The sequence below is a fragment of the Aestuariibius sp. HNIBRBA575 genome (assembly GCF_040932005.1).
In the GTDB taxonomy this organism is placed as follows: Bacteria; Pseudomonadota; Alphaproteobacteria; order Rhodobacterales; family Rhodobacteraceae; genus CANLNM01.
On record NZ_CP162414.1, the window covers coordinates 2696008 to 2713658 of the forward strand.

General features: G+C 55.4%; 18 protein-coding genes. 8 read left to right on the forward strand and 10 right to left on the reverse strand.

The features are described from left to right. Positions 1-50: 50 nt before the first annotated feature. Genes AB1F12_RS13585 through AB1F12_RS13620 form a run of 8 tightly spaced genes read right to left on the reverse strand, consistent with a single transcriptional unit; the run spans position 51 to position 6760 of the window. Positions 51-323, reverse strand: a complete 273-nt coding sequence (locus AB1F12_RS13585; protein ID WP_368184907.1) for a hypothetical protein — start codon at positions 321-323, stop codon at positions 51-53. Next, positions 323-1687, reverse strand: a complete 1365-nt coding sequence (locus AB1F12_RS13590; protein ID WP_368184908.1) for a DUF6638 family protein — start codon at positions 1685-1687, stop codon at positions 323-325. Before AB1F12_RS13590 ends, AB1F12_RS13585 begins: the two co-directional genes overlap by 1 nt. Continuing rightward, a complete protein-coding gene (locus AB1F12_RS13595) occupies positions 1684-2010 on the reverse strand; it encodes a hypothetical protein (protein ID WP_368184909.1) in 327 nt (108 codons plus the stop codon). Before AB1F12_RS13595 ends, AB1F12_RS13590 begins: the two co-directional genes overlap by 4 nt. Then, positions 2010-2351 carry a hypothetical protein gene (locus AB1F12_RS13600; RefSeq protein WP_368184910.1) on the reverse strand — a complete coding sequence of 114 codons (342 nt, stop codon included), beginning with the start codon at positions 2349-2351 and terminating at the stop codon, positions 2010-2012. Before AB1F12_RS13600 ends, AB1F12_RS13595 begins: the two co-directional genes overlap by 1 nt. After that, positions 2348-4282: an ATP-binding protein gene (locus AB1F12_RS13605; protein ID WP_368184911.1), complete on the reverse strand. Its 1935-nt coding sequence runs from the start codon at positions 4280-4282 to the stop codon at positions 2348-2350. Before AB1F12_RS13605 ends, AB1F12_RS13600 begins: the two co-directional genes overlap by 4 nt. A 25-nt stretch (positions 4283-4307) precedes the next feature. Continuing rightward, on the reverse strand, positions 4308-5432 hold the full coding sequence (locus AB1F12_RS13610) for a hypothetical protein (RefSeq protein ID WP_368184912.1): 1125 nt from the start codon (positions 5430-5432) through the stop codon (positions 4308-4310). Beyond that, positions 5425-5694 carry a hypothetical protein gene (locus AB1F12_RS13615; RefSeq protein ID WP_368184913.1) on the reverse strand — a complete coding sequence of 90 codons (270 nt, stop codon included), beginning with the start codon at positions 5692-5694 and terminating at the stop codon, positions 5425-5427. Before AB1F12_RS13615 ends, AB1F12_RS13610 begins: the two co-directional genes overlap by 8 nt. Further along, positions 5684-6760, reverse strand: coding sequence for a hypothetical protein (locus tag AB1F12_RS13620; protein WP_368184914.1), 1077 nt, complete (start codon positions 6758-6760; stop codon positions 5684-5686). Before AB1F12_RS13620 ends, AB1F12_RS13615 begins: the two co-directional genes overlap by 11 nt. A 249-nt stretch (positions 6761-7009) precedes the next feature. Here AB1F12_RS13620 and AB1F12_RS13625 point away from each other — a divergent pair, with 249 nt between their 5' ends. After that, complete coding sequence (locus AB1F12_RS13625; protein WP_368184915.1) at positions 7010-7444, forward strand: hypothetical protein; 435 nt, start codon at positions 7010-7012, stop codon at positions 7442-7444. Here the strand turns inward: AB1F12_RS13625 and AB1F12_RS13630 are convergent. After that, the gene (locus AB1F12_RS13630) at positions 7441-8250 is read right to left on the reverse strand and encodes a L,D-transpeptidase (protein ID WP_368184916.1); all 810 of its coding nucleotides are present in this window, start codon (positions 8248-8250) and stop codon (positions 7441-7443) included. The two genes, AB1F12_RS13625 and AB1F12_RS13630, sit on opposite strands and share 4 nt — an antisense overlap. A gap of 124 nt (positions 8251-8374) precedes the next feature. Here AB1F12_RS13630 and AB1F12_RS13635 point away from each other — a divergent pair, with 124 nt between their 5' ends. The 6 genes from AB1F12_RS13635 to hisG all read left to right on the forward strand — a co-directional run bounded on the left by AB1F12_RS13635 (position 8375) and on the right by hisG (position 14785). Further along, positions 8375-8833: a hypothetical protein gene (locus tag AB1F12_RS13635; protein ID WP_368184917.1), complete on the forward strand. Its 459-nt coding sequence runs from the start codon at positions 8375-8377 to the stop codon at positions 8831-8833. Beyond that, positions 8830-9816, forward strand: a complete 987-nt coding sequence (locus AB1F12_RS13640; RefSeq protein WP_368184918.1) for a P1 family peptidase — start codon at positions 8830-8832, stop codon at positions 9814-9816. Before AB1F12_RS13635 ends, AB1F12_RS13640 begins: the two co-directional genes overlap by 4 nt. Before the next feature lie 66 nt (positions 9817-9882). After that, positions 9883-11361 (forward strand): NAD-dependent succinate-semialdehyde dehydrogenase, encoded by a 1479-nt coding sequence (locus AB1F12_RS13645; protein ID WP_368184919.1) that lies wholly within the window; start codon positions 9883-9885, stop codon positions 11359-11361. Between the two features lie 162 nt (positions 11362-11523). Continuing rightward, entirely contained in the window at positions 11524-13005 is a 1482-nt protein-coding gene (gene hisS, locus AB1F12_RS13650; RefSeq protein WP_368184920.1) for a histidine--tRNA ligase, read from the forward strand. Next, positions 13002-14096, forward strand: a complete 1095-nt coding sequence (locus tag AB1F12_RS13655) for an ATP phosphoribosyltransferase regulatory subunit (RefSeq protein WP_368184921.1) — start codon at positions 13002-13004, stop codon at positions 14094-14096. The genes hisS and AB1F12_RS13655 overlap by 4 nt, the downstream gene beginning before the upstream one ends. Further along, complete coding sequence (hisG, locus tag AB1F12_RS13660; protein WP_368184922.1) at positions 14093-14785, forward strand: ATP phosphoribosyltransferase; 693 nt, start codon at positions 14093-14095, stop codon at positions 14783-14785. Before AB1F12_RS13655 ends, hisG begins: the two co-directional genes overlap by 4 nt. A 2-nt stretch (positions 14786-14787) precedes the next feature. On the opposite strand, the gene AB1F12_RS13665 is transcribed toward hisG, so the two are convergent. After that, positions 14788-15225, reverse strand: coding sequence for a DUF1489 family protein (locus tag AB1F12_RS13665; protein ID WP_368184923.1), 438 nt, complete (start codon positions 15223-15225; stop codon positions 14788-14790). Positions 15226-15328: 103 nt separating this feature from the next. Here AB1F12_RS13665 and AB1F12_RS13670 point away from each other — a divergent pair, with 103 nt between their 5' ends. Continuing rightward, on the forward strand, positions 15329-17617 hold the full coding sequence (locus AB1F12_RS13670; RefSeq protein WP_368184924.1) for an adenosylcobalamin-dependent ribonucleoside-diphosphate reductase: 2289 nt from the start codon (positions 15329-15331) through the stop codon (positions 17615-17617). The last annotated feature ends 34 nt before the right edge of the window (positions 17618-17651 follow it).

Below are 17651 nucleotides of genomic sequence, written 5' to 3' on the forward strand. Positions count from 1 at the left end.
CCAAGGTAATGCGAAAAGCTCTTCTGATGTTACGCATTGAGCGTTTCCTTTCAGTAATTGGTAAACCAGATGATCAACCCAACGGCGATGACGGGTATCACGTAGACCAACAGGATCAACCGTTTGCGCAGGCCATTTTCGTATTGATCCATGCCTTGCGCTATATAGGTGTCGCGCGCCGCCATATCCAGATCATCTGGATGTTCCTCATCCCAGCGGTTTTCCAGCTTTTCGCGGCGCACAGATCGGGAATAGGCGGAAATAGCGAAATAACAGATCGTCAGGACAATTGCCCCAACCAGAACCAATCGAACCAATGCCATTATTTCCTCCTTTTGACTGCGCCCCAAGGACCAACCAGATCAATAATATCAGGTTTTCGGGCTTGGGTCTTTTTCACGACCTGAGGTTCCTCCATCGGGGCGTCATGGCCAAACAGCGCTTCGCGGGTTCCTGCCTTGTCGACTTGGTATTCGCGGTCTAGAAAATCGACCACATAGGCGCGTTTTTCATCCGGCCATTTGGAATAAGACCGATAAAACGCTTCTTTGTGGCAGATAAACAATTGCCGGATATCCAGCGGTGCAAGTTCGGCTAGCAACATATTGACCAAATCCGCATCCGGCACGTCCGCAGCCCGCAACGAATAGAAGTAAGCCGGGTGGGCGCTGTCGATATGGGGCCACGGCCCATCCTCTTCGGCCCAACGCGCCAATGCCGCAAGACCCTGGTATTCCTGCGGCAATAGATCCGCATGCCGCCGTCCGATATTGCGCAGATCGCGACGGGTGGCACCGGTCAGGTCTTCGCCCAAAATAGCGGCCATTTCTGCAACGATGAATTCCATCTTTTGGTGCAGGATCGCAGCCCCATCAATGCCGCGCGCCTTGACGATCGGTTCGACCAAGTTGTTGATTTTCAGGAACTTAGCAATCTGAGCCCGGTCCGATAGATCAAAGACATGATCCATGGGCACAGCCCCCAGCGTGGATTTATCAGCCGATGTAATCACGGCGGGGTGATCCACATCACGAAACAGATAAAGCCCGCCGAAATGAGCCGACCAAAAATTGCTCTGCGCGAAATTCATCGATGTCAACGCCACCGGATTGCGGGTGACGTCGCCTGTGCGCTTGGCCAGTGAAATCATCTTGGCGATTAAAACATCATCATACCACGCGCCGTCCTCGGCCTTAAATCGGGTGATCATTTTACCCAATTCCGACGCGGTGGCGACCGCGCCATTGGTTGTGTCTGCCTCGACCCGAATGCGGCGGATATCGAACAGATTGGCCGGTTTTTCAGCGGTGAAAATGGAATTGACCAATTCCCCCGCCACGGCGTCACGGGCCGTCAAAGCAAAGAGCTGCGCTTCGTTTTCGACGATGAATTGGCGCAGAATACTGCGGTTGGTTGAAAATTTGGCATTCAACAACGGGGCGGTTTTTTGATCTGTGGTCAGCAGGATAAACTGGCGGTTCACCCCCGCATGGTTCAGGTACAATTCATCCCCAAGTTCCGCCCCAATTTCAGGCGAGTATCCCGAAATATCGACGTGGAAATCGCTCAGGCCTGTTACCTTGCCTGTCAGATGTTTCAGCGCACGGTTATAGCGTTCGACCAATACCGGCGAATTCACATGGATCAGGTTGCCAAACATCAACCCGCGCTCGATCAAACGTTTCATTGGGCTCTGCTCCTTAGGGCGCGAATTAAGAATGTGATGATCGTGATGGGCAGCCAAAACAACGCGGATGTGGCAAAAATCGCCCCCAGATCAGGAACAGACATGGCCAGATCAGCCGCATCCGCAAAAACGCCCAACACCGCGATCTGCATCACCGTGATCCATCCAAATGCGATCAACACCGTGAATCCCATAGACTTTAGCGCATCGGCGCGATTGGTCATTTCAACACGCCCCCGGCGGTAACCGATGAAAATGCCAATCAGGATTGGAAAAATCAGGATCGCTCCGGGGATGAAAAAAGTGGTTAACGCAAACTCCATCACCAGACCTCCTTGGTCCAATTTTTAGGCAGGCCCGCCACCGACAGGATCATCACAGGCGCCCAAAGCAACGCCGAGATAAGGGCCAAACGCATGAAATGGTATAACCCAACGGCTAAGCCCGGTTCAAATATCGTGGCAAATGGGATGCCCTGCGCACGATAAAGCATTAGGAAAAAACCTATTCCTAACAGGAACATAATGACCGTCGCGCAAAAGGCCAGCATCAGCAACGGGCGCAGACCTTCGGGGAAAAATCGCGCCAACAATCGCGGCACCAACCAGCCCAAAAAGGCCAGCGTGAGTGCCGGAAAAATCAAATTGTCGGCGAAAAAGCTCACTTATTGCGCTCCAGGTAACGGCGTTTTGCAACCTCTTGGCGGCCAAAGTCGCGCACCATATTTTCAATCGCAACTTCGTCAGATTTGTCCGCATAACGGAATTCGCTATCCGCATATCGGTTGATTTCTTGCAGCACCATATCAGTGGTGATCGGCACCCGTAGGTCAGAAATCATTGCCAGCTTGGTGTTGTAATCCTTGAACAAAAACAGTTCCGGGTTTTCCATCCATTCATCGGGCAATTCAAAATCCATCGCCCGCACTTTAACCGCGTCGGTGATGTTTTTGATCGCGCGACCGGTGAACCTTTCATCCGCTTCTTGGATGCCTTTCAGATAGGTGCCCATTTTGGCGATTGTGTCCAAATCCCCGATTTGATCCTGCACCTGATCAAACACTTTCATCAGCCCCTCTTCATGGGGTTTTGCATGCGCCTCAAAGCTGCGCGCGACGGCGGTTTTGATTTCTTGGGCGGCAAATGGCGTATGATCGCCCAGAGGAATGTCGTGGTTTTTGCCCATCAACAGGTTCAGAATATCGATGTAATCGTCACGTGTTTGCGGCCCATCGACCAAAAACCGCGCCCCGGCCCGTTGGCGCAGCGCATCGTCGACATTTTCAGGATAATTCGAAAACATCCCAAACGTGCAATTGCCGCGCACCACCGTGTTGGCCCCGGCAAAACTTTCCATCAGGACGGCTGTGATTTCCAATTGCCCGGCGCTGGATTGGCGATCCCCCCGTTTCCCGGCCAGTTGGTCGATGTCGTCAATTGTGCCAAAGCCAATCGCATTGGGATCGATGATATTGTTAATAAATGCCTTGGCGTTTTGGCCGGATTTCCCCTGATAGCTGTCGATATTGTCGGTGCTCAGGTTCTGATAGCGAAACGCATATCCCGCCACGCCGCAATAATCATTGATCAGCCCGGCCATCATCTGAATGAGGGTGGTTTTCCCGGTGCCCGGTTTGCCATCCCCCATAAACGTAAAGATGAAACCGCCCAGTTCCGCAAACGGGTTCAGCTTGCGATCAAAGTCATAGGCCATCAGCATTTTCGACAAACGCAGGGCCTGATATTTGGCGATATGGTTGCCGACGACCTCATTGGGTTTCTTAAAGGTCATCGTCAGACTGCTGGATTTTGCCGCACGTGCGGGCGTAAACCCTCGAATTACAAACCCTTTTTCTTCGACCCGCCAGCTTGCATTTGTAAACGGCTCTAACCGGCCGGTTGTGCTGGCGCGCGCGGCGACTTTGTCCATGACCTGTTCCGCAAAGGCCAGCAACGTCGCCAAAGTGCGGGTTTCGGTATTGCCGTGGGCCTCAATATCTTGGTCCATTTCCCAGAGAACACCATGCAAGGCCAGCTGCGCATTTTCGGTCAGGATTTCTTCGACATCGCCGACTTCGATTGTGTCCTCGGGGGTGTGATCGGCCAGATGAAACGCCAGCGAGGAAGCAAATGTATAGAGCACCGCCAACGCCTCGGCAGTTAAGAGTTCGGTGAACTCAGATTTCTTGCCAGCGGGCATGGCGCCCTGCAAATTGTTGCGTTTCAGGTCGCTCAGTCCGGTGCGTTCGCCATATTGTTCGCCCAGCGCCAGTGCGATGGCCAGTGACCGGCGCAACGCATTTTGCATCGCTGCCTGAAGCGGTGAAATCAGCCCGTCGCCTTCGTCGGCTTCTTCGATGCGGGTCAATATTTGAACGCCTTCGGACCGCGCGGTGCGCCGTGTCACCAGCCCCGGTGTGGTTGATCGAAACGCGCGCCGTGTTCCGATGCCCGATGACCGTTCCGGCGCAGTGGCTTCGCTGCCTTTGGCAATTCGGGGCGCATGGTCAAACCCGGACAACATAGATAGGGCCGCATCGTAATGTTTGCGGATGTCATCCTCGCGAAGTTCCATTTGATCAGCAGATTGGGTCATGAAATTCTCTCTGGTTCTTAATAACTTAGCGGTAGCTCAGCACACGCCCTGCGGGGCTGACGACAAATTTTCGCACGTCCTGAAATCCGGGTGGGTTTTCTTCGGCCAGTGCTTGAAATGGGCGTTCGGGCAAAATGATCGATCGCTCCAGGCGTGTAGCGCCGCTTTCTCCGCCTTGGCCAGCGAAAGGGTCCAGCGCATAGATTTCGCGCTGCACAGTGCCAAACCAGCCGGATTTGACGTGTTCTGCGCGATCCGAAATTAGCTCTTCTTCGGTCCAGACCATGGCCCAGTCTTCGCCCACGGGGGCTTTGGCCCTTTGCAGGACATTGCGCAATGGCCCGTCCTGCCGGGTGAACGAATGCGAATACATCGGCCCCACATGGAACCGACGCAGGCGTTTGGGGTGCAGATCGTCAAAATCTTCGTCGAACCCTTTGGCGATGGTCAGCAATTTCAGCCCGGCCACGGATTGCGCCATCAGATGGGCCTGCGCTTCTGGCCAGCGGCGTTCATCTTTGGGCAGGCCTGTGCGACCGGTATCTTCGACCTCCATCAGGTAAATCTGCGGCAGGTTGATCTGGCTGTCATAGACCGCCCAGTGAATCAGAAATTTCCGGGTCGCGCCCGAATGTCCGCTGTTGCCCTGCCAGATGGCGATCGGATCATTGCGCGCCCAGAACAACGCGCCTTTTTGCAGCTCTTCGTAATAAAGCCGCTGTGACAACGCATATTGTAGCTTGGTTGGAATGTCCTGATCCCCAACAATGGTGCGGATCATTTCATCCTTTAGATGATCCACCGACGGCATGCCCCGCAGATGCCGTTCCGCCTGAAGCGCATCATTGGACATGGTCATCAGTTCGGAAAACACCGGAAACCCGGATTCTTTGCGGTCAAATTCCAGATGCCCGGCATGGGTATACCGCCCGGCGAAATGGTATTTATGCGCCAATGCGCGAAACGTCAGGGACAACCCCACCATGTACCGGCCCAAGATTTCTAGATCTTGCCGAGACATCCGCCCCTCTGCCTCCATCGTGGCAGCGACGCGGTTCATGTGATTTGTGATCTTATCAAACTTCGAAAAATAGCGCCGCGTGACACGGGTATCTTCGAGCTTGTGATGATCGTTCGGGGTGTCAGACATTTTCATCCTTTGGATAGGTGCTGTTATCTGCCGTTGGCGATGCTTCTTGTTTCGCCCTTATTCTTCGCACGCTGCGTAAGAAACTGTAGGGAAATCCAGCTAACGCGACCATCGCGATAGCCATGTGTTCTGGCCACCATTTCAAGATACCAACGACGAGGCCGACACCCAACAGGGTGTTAGCAAACAAGCTGGGCCAGTTATTTGGCCAGAACACAAACGATTTGTTTATGTCACCAATTCCGCCCCACTTAGCCGCCATACTGGTTGCTGTCGTGCTTCTCTACGATCTTGGAAAACCGACGCATAAACCGCTCATCCGCTTTGGCTTTCTGTTCCAGAACATCACGCGCGAACACCATGTGGTCTTCGTGGGCTTCTAACATGTCGGCCATCCGGGAATTGGTTGCAGACCCGATGGCGGCCATGGCGGTCTGGGCCTCTTGGTCGGTTTTTACGCCAATTTCGTTGATCCGGTGGGCAACGTCCTGTTGCTGCGCGGTTTTCAACGATTTGGTCAGGGCGTCGTACAGAACCACACGCTGTTTGGTGTCTGTTTCCAGCTTGTTGATCAGCACCATCTGCGTCGCCGCTTGGTTCTGAAGGCTATCGACCCAGGTTTTACCCTTTTCGATATAGCGTTCCAATGTTTGCGAATTGGCGATCTTAACCTGCTCGGTTTTGACCAGTTCGTTATATTCACTGTTCAATTGCGCCAGTTCAGTTTCCAGCTGGGTGCGGATCGCCGCGTCCTGTTCCACCGAAATTTTGTTTTCCAGCGTGATAATTTTGGGGTCCATGCCCTGAATTTCAGACTGCAGGCTTTCTAATTCGGCGACAACGGTTTCGCGTTCAGCCAATGTGGTCTGAAGGTTCGCGTCGACCTTTTCTTTCTGTTCGTTCAGCACCGCCAATTGCCCTTCGAGCAATTTGGTGATCACGTCAGACTTGGAAATCAAGTCCTGCAATTTGTCATCCACAGACGCCGTGCGCATCCGTTCCTGACGCATGCTTTCGGATTTACCTTTTGAGAAAAACCCAACCAGACTTTCCCAGCCGGTTTTGGTACGCATTTCGTTGAAATCCTGCTGGAACCCGGCCGTGACGTCATCCAGCCCCATAATCAGCTCTGCGATATTGGCGTTCATCGCTTCGGTATGGGAATGCACATCCTCAAGTGTGGCGTTTTCGATATCGACCGAAATGTCCGTGCCTGATTTCATCTTTTCGCGCGCGGTTTCAATCCGGCTGGTCAGGTCTTGGATTTTGGACTGCGCCTGCTGAACTTGTGCTTGGCTGTCACGAATTTGGCTTTCGAAATCACTCATTTAGATGTCCCCTGTCTCAATCACTTGTCGTGTATATAGGTACGTTTACCGCGAATTTCACGTCCAGAGTAGTCGGAAATCGTGTAAAGCCGCGCCAATCGGTAGGGGTTTCCTTACTTTCGCATCGTGACACAAGTATGGCATTGAAATGTTATGAACAGCGTTCACAAACGTACCCGCCCCTCAGCCCTTATTTGGGCTGCCCTTACACTGGTGATTTTGGCTTTCCATCATTTTGGGATTCGCCCCATGCTGGAACACCGCGCTGTCCTTTGGACGCCTGTGGCCTTGGGGTTCAGCGCGACTTTGGCCGCTGGATTGGCAACTTTGGTTTGGCTGATCCAACTGACCCGCATGGATGTTCCGCGCGAAGTGTTTCAGATCACACGTGCGCGCATCATTGCCCCGTTCATCATGGCCTTCGTGACACCCATTGCAGTGCTCAGTTGGATCCCCTGGATTTTAGGGGGCTTTAGCTTTTTTATTGTCTCCGAACCTGCTTTGTTTTTTGGGTTTTCAGGCGTTTACATCATCGCGATGTCGTTTTGGTTCCCGATTTGCGCGATGATCATCAGGCACACCAAAAACCGCCACATCATTCGCGTGGGATTATTTTGCCTGATGTATTTTTCCGCCTATAGCCTGATTATGATTATATGGGGCTATCAGGAGTTTCGGATTTAACCCTCGGCCTCATCGTCAGAATCCGCCGCGCTTTCGGTGGTTTCTGACGATGCCAATTGCGCCTCGATCGCGGCGAAGATCACGTCGCTATCCACATCCAATGGCGGTAATTCTTCGCCCCGATTGGCCAGTTCTTCGCCCTCAATGCGCACGCTGTCTTCGTAGCTGCGGATCACCACGCGTGTGCCGTTTTCCACCCGATCATACAGATCAATCACGTCCTGATTAAACAGCCGGATACAGCCCGCCGATCCGGAATTTCCAATCACCCGCAGATCATTGGTGCCGTGGATGCGGAAATGGGTGTCGCGCGAACCGCTAAACAGATAGAGCGCCCGCGCGCCCAGCGGGCTAACAGGTCCGCCCGGAATGCCGGCGGCGAAATCCCCGTATTGTTCGGGCTGAGTGCGCAACATATTGGCGGTCGGGGTCCAGGATGGCCATTCGCGTTTGATCCGGATCACCGTCGGAAACCGCAATCCCCGTCCCGCACGACCCACCGCAATTGGATAGCGCATCGCCATGCCATCATCCTGAATCAAATACAAAAACTTGGCATGAGGGTCGATTTCAATCACACCGGGACCCAGATCACCGGGATAGTCGACCAAGGCGCGGCGGTTCACACCCTGTAAAAACTGCGCAGGTACGGCGGGAATTGTATAACCGCCATCCTCGATCAAGCCATATTCCGCAGGGCTGTCACCATTTTGGGGGGCATCATCGCTGTCCAACGTGGCACAGGCGTTTAGTCCGGCCAACAAACCAGCGAACATCACAACTCGAAGCGAAGATGAAAAGAGCACGGGCACAGCATCCTTAATGGTTTCATTATTGATACCATGGCGCATCCCAAGCGCAAATTTTTTGCGAGGTGGCCCCCCCATTTTCTGCGTTCCCGGCTGTGATGGGTTCTGTTAAAGATCACACATGTTGAGCATCTTAAAATCACTGGCCTTTCGATTGACCGGATCCCGGGCAGACCCGGATTCGGCAATGTTTTCCCAACCCGCATTGCCTGAATTGCACCCCATCCCGAACGGATATGCGCGTGTCCATGTGTTTTGGGGGGATTTTGACAGCGAAAATGACGCGCTGGCCTATTGTCACGGCACCGGACAGGAAAACAATCCCGCCCCACTGACGCGGGACATGCCTGATGCCTTTATCGATCCCACATTCGTAGAAATAAACCGCGACGCTGATATCAAATCCGTGCTGCAATGGCTGGATCGCGACGGCAAAGTCGAAACAAATGTGGATGCAAGCGCAATGGGCAACACGTTGATCCTGATCTACGAAGACGCCTTTGGCGGATTGCCGTATCGTTTGGGCTATACGGATCGCGTCGCATATGCGGCCGCATGGTTGATCCGGAAACGCAAATGATCCCGGGCCCCCGCAATTTGATCACGGATGTGGACGGGTTTGTGATTGGCAATGCCAGTGACGAAAGCATCAAATCCGGGGTGACCGTTTTCACCTCAGATGCGCCGTTTACCGCGGGGATTCATGTGATGGGCGGCGCACCCGGAACCCGTGAAACTGATTTACTGGCCCCTGATAAAACCGTGCAACAGGTGGATGCGCTGGTTTTGTCGGGCGGGTCGGCTTTTGGATTGGATGCGGCGTCTGGGGTGGCGGATGCACTAGCAGCGCGGGGGTGTGGTTTTGCCGTTGGGGATCACCGTGTGCCCATTGTGCCCTCGGCCATTTTGTTCGATCTGATCAATGGCGGCGACAAAAACTGGGGCCAAAACCCCTACAAAACCCTAGGACAAAATGCGTTAGACGATGTGTCCCGGGACTTTGACCTTGGCAGCGTGGGCGCGGGGTGCGGTGCGACAACTGCGGTGCTCAAAGGGGGGCTTGGGTCTGCATCTGCAAAGATTGGCGAATACATGGTGGGCGCCGTGGTGGCCGTTAATGCGTTGGGATCAGCAACAATTGATGAGGGTCCACATTTTTGGGCCGCCCCGTTTGAACAGAACGGCGAATTTGGCGATCAAGGCTGGCCCGGTGATTTTCCAACCGGGGCGCCTGCGACCAAATTAGACGCGCCCCAAAACACCACCATCGCAATCGTTGCAACCGATGCCGACCTAAGCCAAGCGCAATGCACCCGGTTGGCGGTTGCGGCTCATGACGGCATGGCGCGCGCCTTGGTGCCCAGCCATACGCCGTTGGATGGGGACCTGATTTTTGCCGCCAGTTCCGGAGCCCGGCCGCTACAGGACCCAATCGCCGATACATTGATGTTGGGACATGGGGCCGCGACCTGTCTGGCCCGCGCGATTGCACGCGCCATTTTCCACGCCAGCCCCGCATCAGATGATCCAATGCCAACTTGGCGGCAGAAACACATGCCCTAACCACCAAATCCCACTTTACCAGCGCAACGCAGGTCCTATAATTTGATCAAAATATCGGAGAACCCCATGCTTGATTCCCAGACCAACCTAAAGTCCCTTTTGTCTGACCCGACTTTGGTCTGTGACAAAGCCTATATCGCAGGCAAATGGGTGGATGCCGCCAGCGGCGCAACAATCGACGTGACCAACCCGGCGCGTGGCGATGTCATCGCAAAAGTGCCCGATTTGTCCCGCGCCGAAGCCGCTGACGCAATTGCCGCCTCCGATGTCGCCCGTCGCGATTGGGCCGCCCTGACCGCCAAGGCCCGCGCCAATATCCTGCGCAAATGGTACGAACTGATCATGGCCAACCAAGAAGACCTGGCGATCATCATGACCTCTGAACAGGGCAAACCCCTGGCCGAAGCGCGCGGCGAAGTGGGCTATGGCGCCAGTTTCATCGAATGGTTCGCAGAAGAGGCAAAACGCGTCTACGGCGAAACCATTCCCGGCCACATGCCCGACAAACGCATCACCGTGATCAAACAGCCGATTGGGGTTGCTGCTGGCATCACGCCTTGGAATTTCCCGCTGGCGATGATCACCCGCAAAGTGGCCCCCGCACTGGCCGCAGGCTGTGGTTTTGTGGTGCGCCCGGCCACGCAAACCCCGCTATCCGCTCTGGCTGCGGCCAAGTTGGGCGAACAGGCCGGCATCCCGGCTGGGCTGTTTTCTGTCGTGACATCCTCTGCTGATTCCGAAATCGGCAAAGAGTTCTGCGAAAACGATACGGTTAAAAAACTGACCTTTACCGGGTCCACCCGTGTGGGGCGCATCTTGTTGCGTCAAGCGGCCGATCAGGTCAAAAAATGTTCCATGGAACTGGGCGGCAACGCGCCGTTTATTGTGTTTGATGACGCCGATCTGGATGACGCCGTGATTGGGGCCATCGCCTGTAAATTCCGCAATAACGGCCAGACATGTGTCTGCGCCAATCGCATCTATGTGCAGGCCGGTGTTTATGATGCATTCGCCGAAAAACTAAAGATCGCAGTTGAGGCGTTGAAAGTAGGCGACGGCCTGTCAGACGGAACCGAATTGGGCCCGCTGATTGCCCCGGCTGCGGTGACCAAAGTGCAGGAACATCTGGATGACGCCGTATCCAAAGGGGCCACCGTGTTAACTGGCGGTGCAGCGCATGGGCTGGGCGGGATGTTCTTTGAACCCACCATCGTCACCGGCGCGACCAAAGACATGATCGTGGCCACGGATGAAACCTTTGGCCCGTTTGCGCCGCTGTTCAAGTTTGAGGACGAAGACGACGTGATCGCCCAAGCCAATGACACGATTTTTGGTCTGGCATCCTATTTCTACGCCAAAGACATGGCCCGCGTGATCAAAGTGTCCGAAGCGTTGGAATACGGCATCGTTGGCGTCAACACGGGCATCATTTCCACCGAGGTCGCCCCGTTTGGCGGCGTCAAACAATCCGGCCTTGGCCGCGAAGGCAGCCATCACGGCATCGAAGATTACCTGGAAATGAAATATGTCTGCGTGTCCGTTTAACCGATCCGCATGACGACCTGACAAAGGCGGCCAATGTCGCCTTTGTTCGACCAAATCCCCAAACAAATCACATTCAACGCCCGCGATCCGGTCACGCAAGGTTGCCCCCAACGGCCCTGCACGCTAAAGCCTTGGCCGAAACCAAGCCAGACTGGATTGACCATGGCCAAAGTGAAAAAAGCCCCCCGCCCTAAGGCAGTGACGCCCAAGGGATTCCGCGACTATTTCGGCAATGACGTGACAGAACGCACCGAAATGCTGCATCAGATCGCCGGGGTCTATCATCGCTATGGGTTTGACGCGCTAGAAAGCTCGGCTGTGGAAACCGTCGAAGCGCTGGGGAAATTTCTGCCCGATGTGGATCGCCCCAACGAAGGCGTTTTCGCCTGGCAAGAGGACGAAACCGATTGGGTCGCGCTGCGCTATGATCTGACGGCTCCGCTGGCGCGGGTCTATGCCCAACACCGCAATGATTTGCCCACCCCCTATCGCCGCTACGCGATGGGTCCTGTTTGGCGCAACGAAAAGCCGGGACCGGGGCGGTATCGCCAGTTTTATCAATGCGATGCGGACACGGTTGGCACGGCATCGGTGGCTGCGGATGCAGAAATCTGCGCTATGCTGTCGGACACCCTGGAAACCGTCGGCATCCCACGCGGTGACTATTTGGTGCGGGTCAATAACCGCAAAGTGCTGAACGGCATTTTGGAAACCATGGGTCTGGGCGAAGACGCCAAACGCGACGCCGTTTTGCGCACCATCGATAAGTTCGACAAAGTTGGCGTTGATGGCGTGCGTCAATTGCTGACCAAAGGACGTCTGGATGGGTCCGGTGCGTTCATTGACGGCGTAGGGTTAAGCGACGATCAGGCCGAACCTGTGCTGGCGTTTCTGACGTCGCGCGCCGATGACACCGCCAAAACGCTGGCCAATCTGCGCGACGCCATTGGTGGGTCCGACACGGGCGCCAAGGGTGTAGATGAACTTGAAAACATCGCCGCCCTGCTGGATGCCCAGAATTACGGCCCGGATCAAATCCTGATCGATCCGTCGATTGTGCGCGGTCTGGGCTATTATACCGGGCCGGTTTTTGAGGCCGAGCTCACCTTTGAAATCCTTGATGAAAAGGGGCGTCCGCGTCAATTCGGATCGGTATCAGGCGGCGGACGTTATGACGATCTGGTCAAACGGTTCACCGGCCAAGAAGTGCCCGCAACCGGCGTATCAATTGGCGTTGATCGCCTGTTGGCGGCTTTGCGCGAAAAAGGTCGCATCGGCAGCGTGGCAAACGGCCCTGTTGTGGTGACGGTCATGGATCGCGACCGCATGGCGGATTACCAAACGATGGTGGCCGAATTGCGCAATGCCGGCATCCGCGCCGAGGTCTACCTTGGCAATCCCAAGAACTTTGGCAACCAGTTGAAATACGCCGACAAACGCCATTCGCCCATCGCTGTAATCGAAGGTGGCGACGAAAAATCCAACGGCGTGGTTCAGATCAAGGATTTGATCTTGGGCGCGAAAATCGCACAAAACGCCACATTGGAAGAGTGGAAAGAACGCCCCAGCCAATACGAAATCCCACGTGGGGAATTGGTGGCGAAAGTGCGGGAAATTCTGGCCAGTCAGGACGCGGATAAATGATCGGTTCCTCCTCTCGATCCATGGCACGCGGGCGCGCCGCGCGTTTGATGGAAACGTTTCAATCGCAGGGCGCGGTCCCTGTTGATGCGGATATGTTGCTGCCTGCGGACACGTTGCTGGACCTATACGGCGAAGACATCCGCGCGCGCGCCTATGTGACATCAGACCCGCTGCGCGGCGAAATGATGATGCGGCCCGATTTCACCGTGCCCGTCGTTCAGATGCATATGCGCGATCAGGCAGAACCGGCGCGCTACACCTATTCCGGCGAAGTGTTCCGCAAACAGGAAATGCTGGAAAGCCGCCCGATTGAATATCTGCAAGTGGGCTATGAGGTGTTTGACGGATCAAACCCTGCCACTGCCGATGCAGAGGTATTCGCCCTGTTTTCCAAGGAATTGTCACCGTTGAACCTGCGGGTTTCGACCGGTGATATCGGCATTCTGACCGCCGCCGTTCAGGGGTTGGACACCACCGATGCCCGCAAATCCGCGCTGCTGCGTCATTTATGGCGTCCACGTCGGTTTCGCGCCTTGTTGGATCGGTTCGGCGGTCGCACACCCGCCCCCACAGGCCGGGCGGCGCTGCTGGAAAACCCTGATCCGCTGGCCAATATTGGCCCTGTCGCGGGGCTACGCCGCGAGGATGAAATCGCAACCCGTATCCAAGCGTTGCGCGAAGACGCCGCCGCTAAACCGATTTCTGGCGAACAGATTGACCTGCTGGATGCCCTGCTGGACCTGAGGGAAACGGTGCCCAACATTCTGATCGCATTGCGCGATATTTCGGTCGATCTGCCCAGCATCAGCGCGGCGGTTGATCGTATTTCGGCGCGCAGTGATGCCATGGCCGCCCAAGGTGTGGATGTCGAAAACCTAATCTTCGAAGGGTCCTATGGCCGCACATCCATGGAATATTACGATGGGTTTGTGTTTGGGTTCTACGCCCCCGGCCGCCCGGATTTACCCCCGGTCGCCACAGGCGGGCGCTATGATGCTTTGACCAGATTCCTGGGCAAAGGCCGCGAAATTCCGGCTGTTGGCGGCGTCATTCGCCCTGAATTGCTGGTCGAGTTGGAGAGCACATCATGAGCATCAAACTAGGTGTGCCGTCCAAAGGTCGGCTGATGGAAAAGACCTTTGATTGGTTTGCAGCGCGGGGCATCACCCTGCGCAAAACCGGGTCAGAACGGGAATATACCGGCGCGGTTGATGGGATCGATGGCATCGAATTGGTGCTGCTGTCAGCCGGCGAAATTCCACGTGAATTGTCCGCGGGCCGCATCCATCTAGGTGTCACCGGGTCCGATCTGGTCCGCGAAAAGCTGGCCAATTGGGAACAACAGGTGCGCGAGCTGGCCAAAATGGGCTTTGGTGGGGCAGATTTGATCATCGCCGTGCCAAATACGTGGATTGATGTGGAAACCCTGGATGATCTGGACGCGGTTGCGGCTGCGTTTCGCAGCAAACATGGGTTCCGTTTGCGCATCGCGACGAAATACCACCGACTGGTGCGGGACTTTTTGCGCGAAAACGGCGTGGCCGATTACCAATTGGTCGACAGTCAGGGCGCCACAGAAGGCACAGTGAAAAACGAAACCGCAGAAGCGATCGCAGACATCACGTCGACGGGGGAAACCCTGCGCGCCAATGGCCTAAAAATCCTGAGCGATTCATTGGTCCATGCCAGTCAGGCCACATTGTTCAAATCGGCAAACGCCGTCTGGGGCAATGGCAACAAAGACATCCTGCGTGAGCTGGAAAAACGTTTGGATATCTAAAACTAACGCACCCCGATTTCGGCCAGCATGGCGGATAATTCGGGGGGCAAAACGTCTTCGTTGGGGCGGGTTTCCGTCAGGTCCACCGGCGCGTCTGCGATCTGCAAATACCGCCAGCCTTGGAACGGGCGTTTCAGGGTTGGCGCCACACGGATCAGGTCTGGGTCCAGGACAATTGCGCAGCGCCGTATCCCGTCTTCGCCTATGACTTCGTCCAGCCGCACCACCCGTTGACGGCATTGAATTTTTCCTTGAATCACCCAGTAGATAGAGCCCTCTTTATTATTCAATATTTCCTGTTCTCTTTTGGGCCACATCCGGGTTACATGTCTCGGCAATCCGTCCGGGCCTGCCGACACACCGGTCGCTTGCCATGCTGCTAAATTCTCGACGCTTTCGGTGCCAACTGAAAGTTTTACCAGATGTATGCTTTTATCCATATGGACCCCCTAGATATGGTAGGGTATCGATCTGAAACCGATTCTTCCAGCCACCATGGCCGGATGCTAACAAAACAATAACACTAGATACGGGACCGCTGCCATGACCCGCTTTGCTGCGCCAATTGCCGAACAAATTTGGGATATGAAATACCGCCTCAAAGAGGCCGATGGCACCGCCATTGATGGCACCGTCGAAGACAGCTGGCGCCGGATCGCCCGGTCATTGGCCGCAAGCGAAGCCAACCCCGATCAGTGGGAAGACAAGTTTTACCACGCACTGGAAGATTTCAAATATCTGCCCGCCGGCCGCATCACCGCTGGTGCGGGCACAGACCGGTCTGTGACTTTGTTCAACTGTTTTGTGATGGGCACCGTTCCTGACAGCATGGGCGGCATTTTTGACATGCTCAAAGAGGCCGCGCTGACCATGCAGCAGGGCGGTGGCATTGGCTATGATTTCAGCCCCATCCGTCCCAAAGGCGCGATTGTCAAAGGTGTGGCCGCCGATGCGTCCGGTCCGCTGTCCTTTATGGATGTCTGGGACGCCATGTGCCGCACGATCATGTCCGCCGGGTCCCGCCGTGGCGCGATGATGGCCACCATGCGCTGTGACCACCCTGATGTGCAGGACTTTATCACCGCCAAATCCGACCCAGCACGTTTGCGCATGTTCAACATGTCCGTGCTGATCACCGACGCTTTCATGGAGGCTGTCAAAGCCGACGGCCCATGGGAATTGGTGTTTGACGGCAAGGTTTATAAAACCGTCGATGCCCGGGCCCTGTGGGATCAGATCATGCAATCGACCTATGAATTCGCCGAACCCGGCGTGATTTTCATCGATCGCATCAACAACATGAACAATCTGGCCTATTGCGAATCCATCGCCGCAACCAACCCTTGCGGCGAACAGCCACTGCCGCCCTATGGCGCGTGTTTGCTGGGCTCGGTCAACTTGGCCCGGATGATCAGCGACCCGTTTGGCCCCGATGCGGCTATGGATGCGGACGCGCTGGACGATCTGGTCGCAACTGCCGTGCGCATGATGGACAATGTTGTGGACGTGTCGAAATTCCCCCTCGAAGCACAAGCGCGCGAAGCCGAAGCCAAGCGCCGCATTGGCTTGGGTGTGACGGGTCTGGCCGACGCATTGCTGATGGTTGGCCTGCGCTATGGATCAGACGAAGCCGCCGCCCAATGCGAAGCCTGGATGAAACAGATCGCCCGCGCCGCCTATCTGGCCTCGGTTGAGCTGGCCAAAGACAAAGGCGCGTTCCCACTCTTTGACGCTGAACAATATCTGGCATCTGGTGCTATGATGCAGATGGACGACGATGTGCGCGACGCCATCCGCACCCACGGCATCCGCAACGCATTGCTGACATCCGTCGCGCCAACCGGCACAATCAGCCTTTACGCGGGCAACGTTTCCTCGGGAATCGAGCCCGTGTTTGCCTATGCCTATACCCGCAAAGTCCTGCAAAAGGACGGATCGCGCACCGAAGAAGAAGTGGTCGATTACGCCGTGCAAATGTGGCGCGAAAAACATGGGGATACCCCCCTGCCCGACTATTTCGTCAACGCCCAGACATTGCCGCCGCTGGACCATGTGAAAATGCAGGCCGCCGCACAGAAATGGGTTGATAGCTCGATTTCCAAAACCATCAACTGCCCAGAAGACATCAGCTTTGAAAGCTTCAAAGAAGTCTACATGGAAGCCTGGGACACGGGCTGCAAAGGCTGCACAACCTATCGCCCGAACGATGTCACAGGATCGGTTTTGTCCGTCTCTGAAACATCCGAAACGGCCAACCCTGCGGAACATCCAGAGGCGCTTCAATCCGATGAAACCGGGGCCGAAGTTGTCTATATGTCCGAACCGTTTGACCGCCCCACCGAATTGGAAGGCGCGACCTACAAAGTCAAATGGCCTGACAGCGAACATGCGCTTTATATCACCGTGAACGACTTCACGATTGCCGGTCAGCGCCGTCCGTTTGAAATCTTTATCAATTCCAAAAACATGGAGCATTTCGCCTGGACCGTCGCCCTGACCCGGATGATCAGCGCTGTGTTCCGTCGCGGCGGGGATGTGTCCTTTGTGGTCGAAGAGCTGAAGGCGGTGTTTGATCCGCGCGGCGGTGCTTGGGTCAAAGGCAAATATGTGCCATCCATTTTGGCGGCCATTGGCGGCGTGATCGAACAACACCTGATCGCAATTGGGTTCTTGGCTGGCGAAGGTCAGGCCCTGAAATCCGACCCACAGGCCGAAGTGGTCAACCTAAGCGCCCCACGCGGCAAATCCTGCCCATCTTGTGGATCCTATTCCCTAAGAATGGTCGAAGGCTGCATGACCTGCGCCGATTGCGGCCATTCTAAATGCGGCTAGGCCGGTGTGGGCAATTTGTGGATGTGTTGGGGCC

Bases quoted from the DNA above. Each gene is read 5' to 3' on its own strand.
- AB1F12_RS13585 (WP_368184907.1), bottom strand. From the start codon at position 323: ATGGCATTGGTTCGATTGGTTCTGGTTGGGGCAATTGTCCTGACGATC.
- AB1F12_RS13590 (WP_368184908.1), bottom strand. From the start codon at position 1,687: ATGAAACGTTTGATCGAGCGCGGGTTGATGTTTGGCAACCTGATCCAT.
- AB1F12_RS13595 (WP_368184909.1), bottom strand. From the start codon at position 2,010: ATGGAGTTTGCGTTAACCACTTTTTTCATCCCCGGAGCGATCCTGATT.
- AB1F12_RS13605 (WP_368184911.1), bottom strand. From the start codon at position 4,282: ATGACCCAATCTGCTGATCAAATGGAACTTCGCGAGGATGACATCCGC.
- AB1F12_RS13610 (WP_368184912.1), bottom strand. From the start codon at position 5,432: ATGTCTGACACCCCGAACGATCATCACAAGCTCGAAGATACCCGTGTC.
- AB1F12_RS13615 (WP_368184913.1), bottom strand. From the start codon at position 5,694: ATGGCGGCTAAGTGGGGCGGAATTGGTGACATAAACAAATCGTTTGTG.
- AB1F12_RS13620 (WP_368184914.1), bottom strand. From the start codon at position 6,760: ATGAGTGATTTCGAAAGCCAAATTCGTGACAGCCAAGCACAAGTTCAG.
- AB1F12_RS13625 (WP_368184915.1), top strand. From the start codon at position 7,010: ATGCTGGAACACCGCGCTGTCCTTTGGACGCCTGTGGCCTTGGGGTTC.
- AB1F12_RS13635 (WP_368184917.1), top strand. From the start codon at position 8,375: ATGTTGAGCATCTTAAAATCACTGGCCTTTCGATTGACCGGATCCCGG.
- AB1F12_RS13640 (WP_368184918.1), top strand. From the start codon at position 8,830: ATGATCCCGGGCCCCCGCAATTTGATCACGGATGTGGACGGGTTTGTG.
- AB1F12_RS13645 (WP_368184919.1), top strand. From the start codon at position 9,883: ATGCTTGATTCCCAGACCAACCTAAAGTCCCTTTTGTCTGACCCGACT.
- hisS (WP_368184920.1), top strand. From the start codon at position 11,524: ATGGCCAAAGTGAAAAAAGCCCCCCGCCCTAAGGCAGTGACGCCCAAG.
- AB1F12_RS13655 (WP_368184921.1), top strand. From the start codon at position 13,002: ATGATCGGTTCCTCCTCTCGATCCATGGCACGCGGGCGCGCCGCGCGT.
- hisG (WP_368184922.1), top strand. From the start codon at position 14,093: ATGAGCATCAAACTAGGTGTGCCGTCCAAAGGTCGGCTGATGGAAAAG.
- AB1F12_RS13665 (WP_368184923.1), bottom strand. From the start codon at position 15,225: ATGGATAAAAGCATACATCTGGTAAAACTTTCAGTTGGCACCGAAAGC.
- AB1F12_RS13670 (WP_368184924.1), top strand. From the start codon at position 15,329: ATGACCCGCTTTGCTGCGCCAATTGCCGAACAAATTTGGGATATGAAA.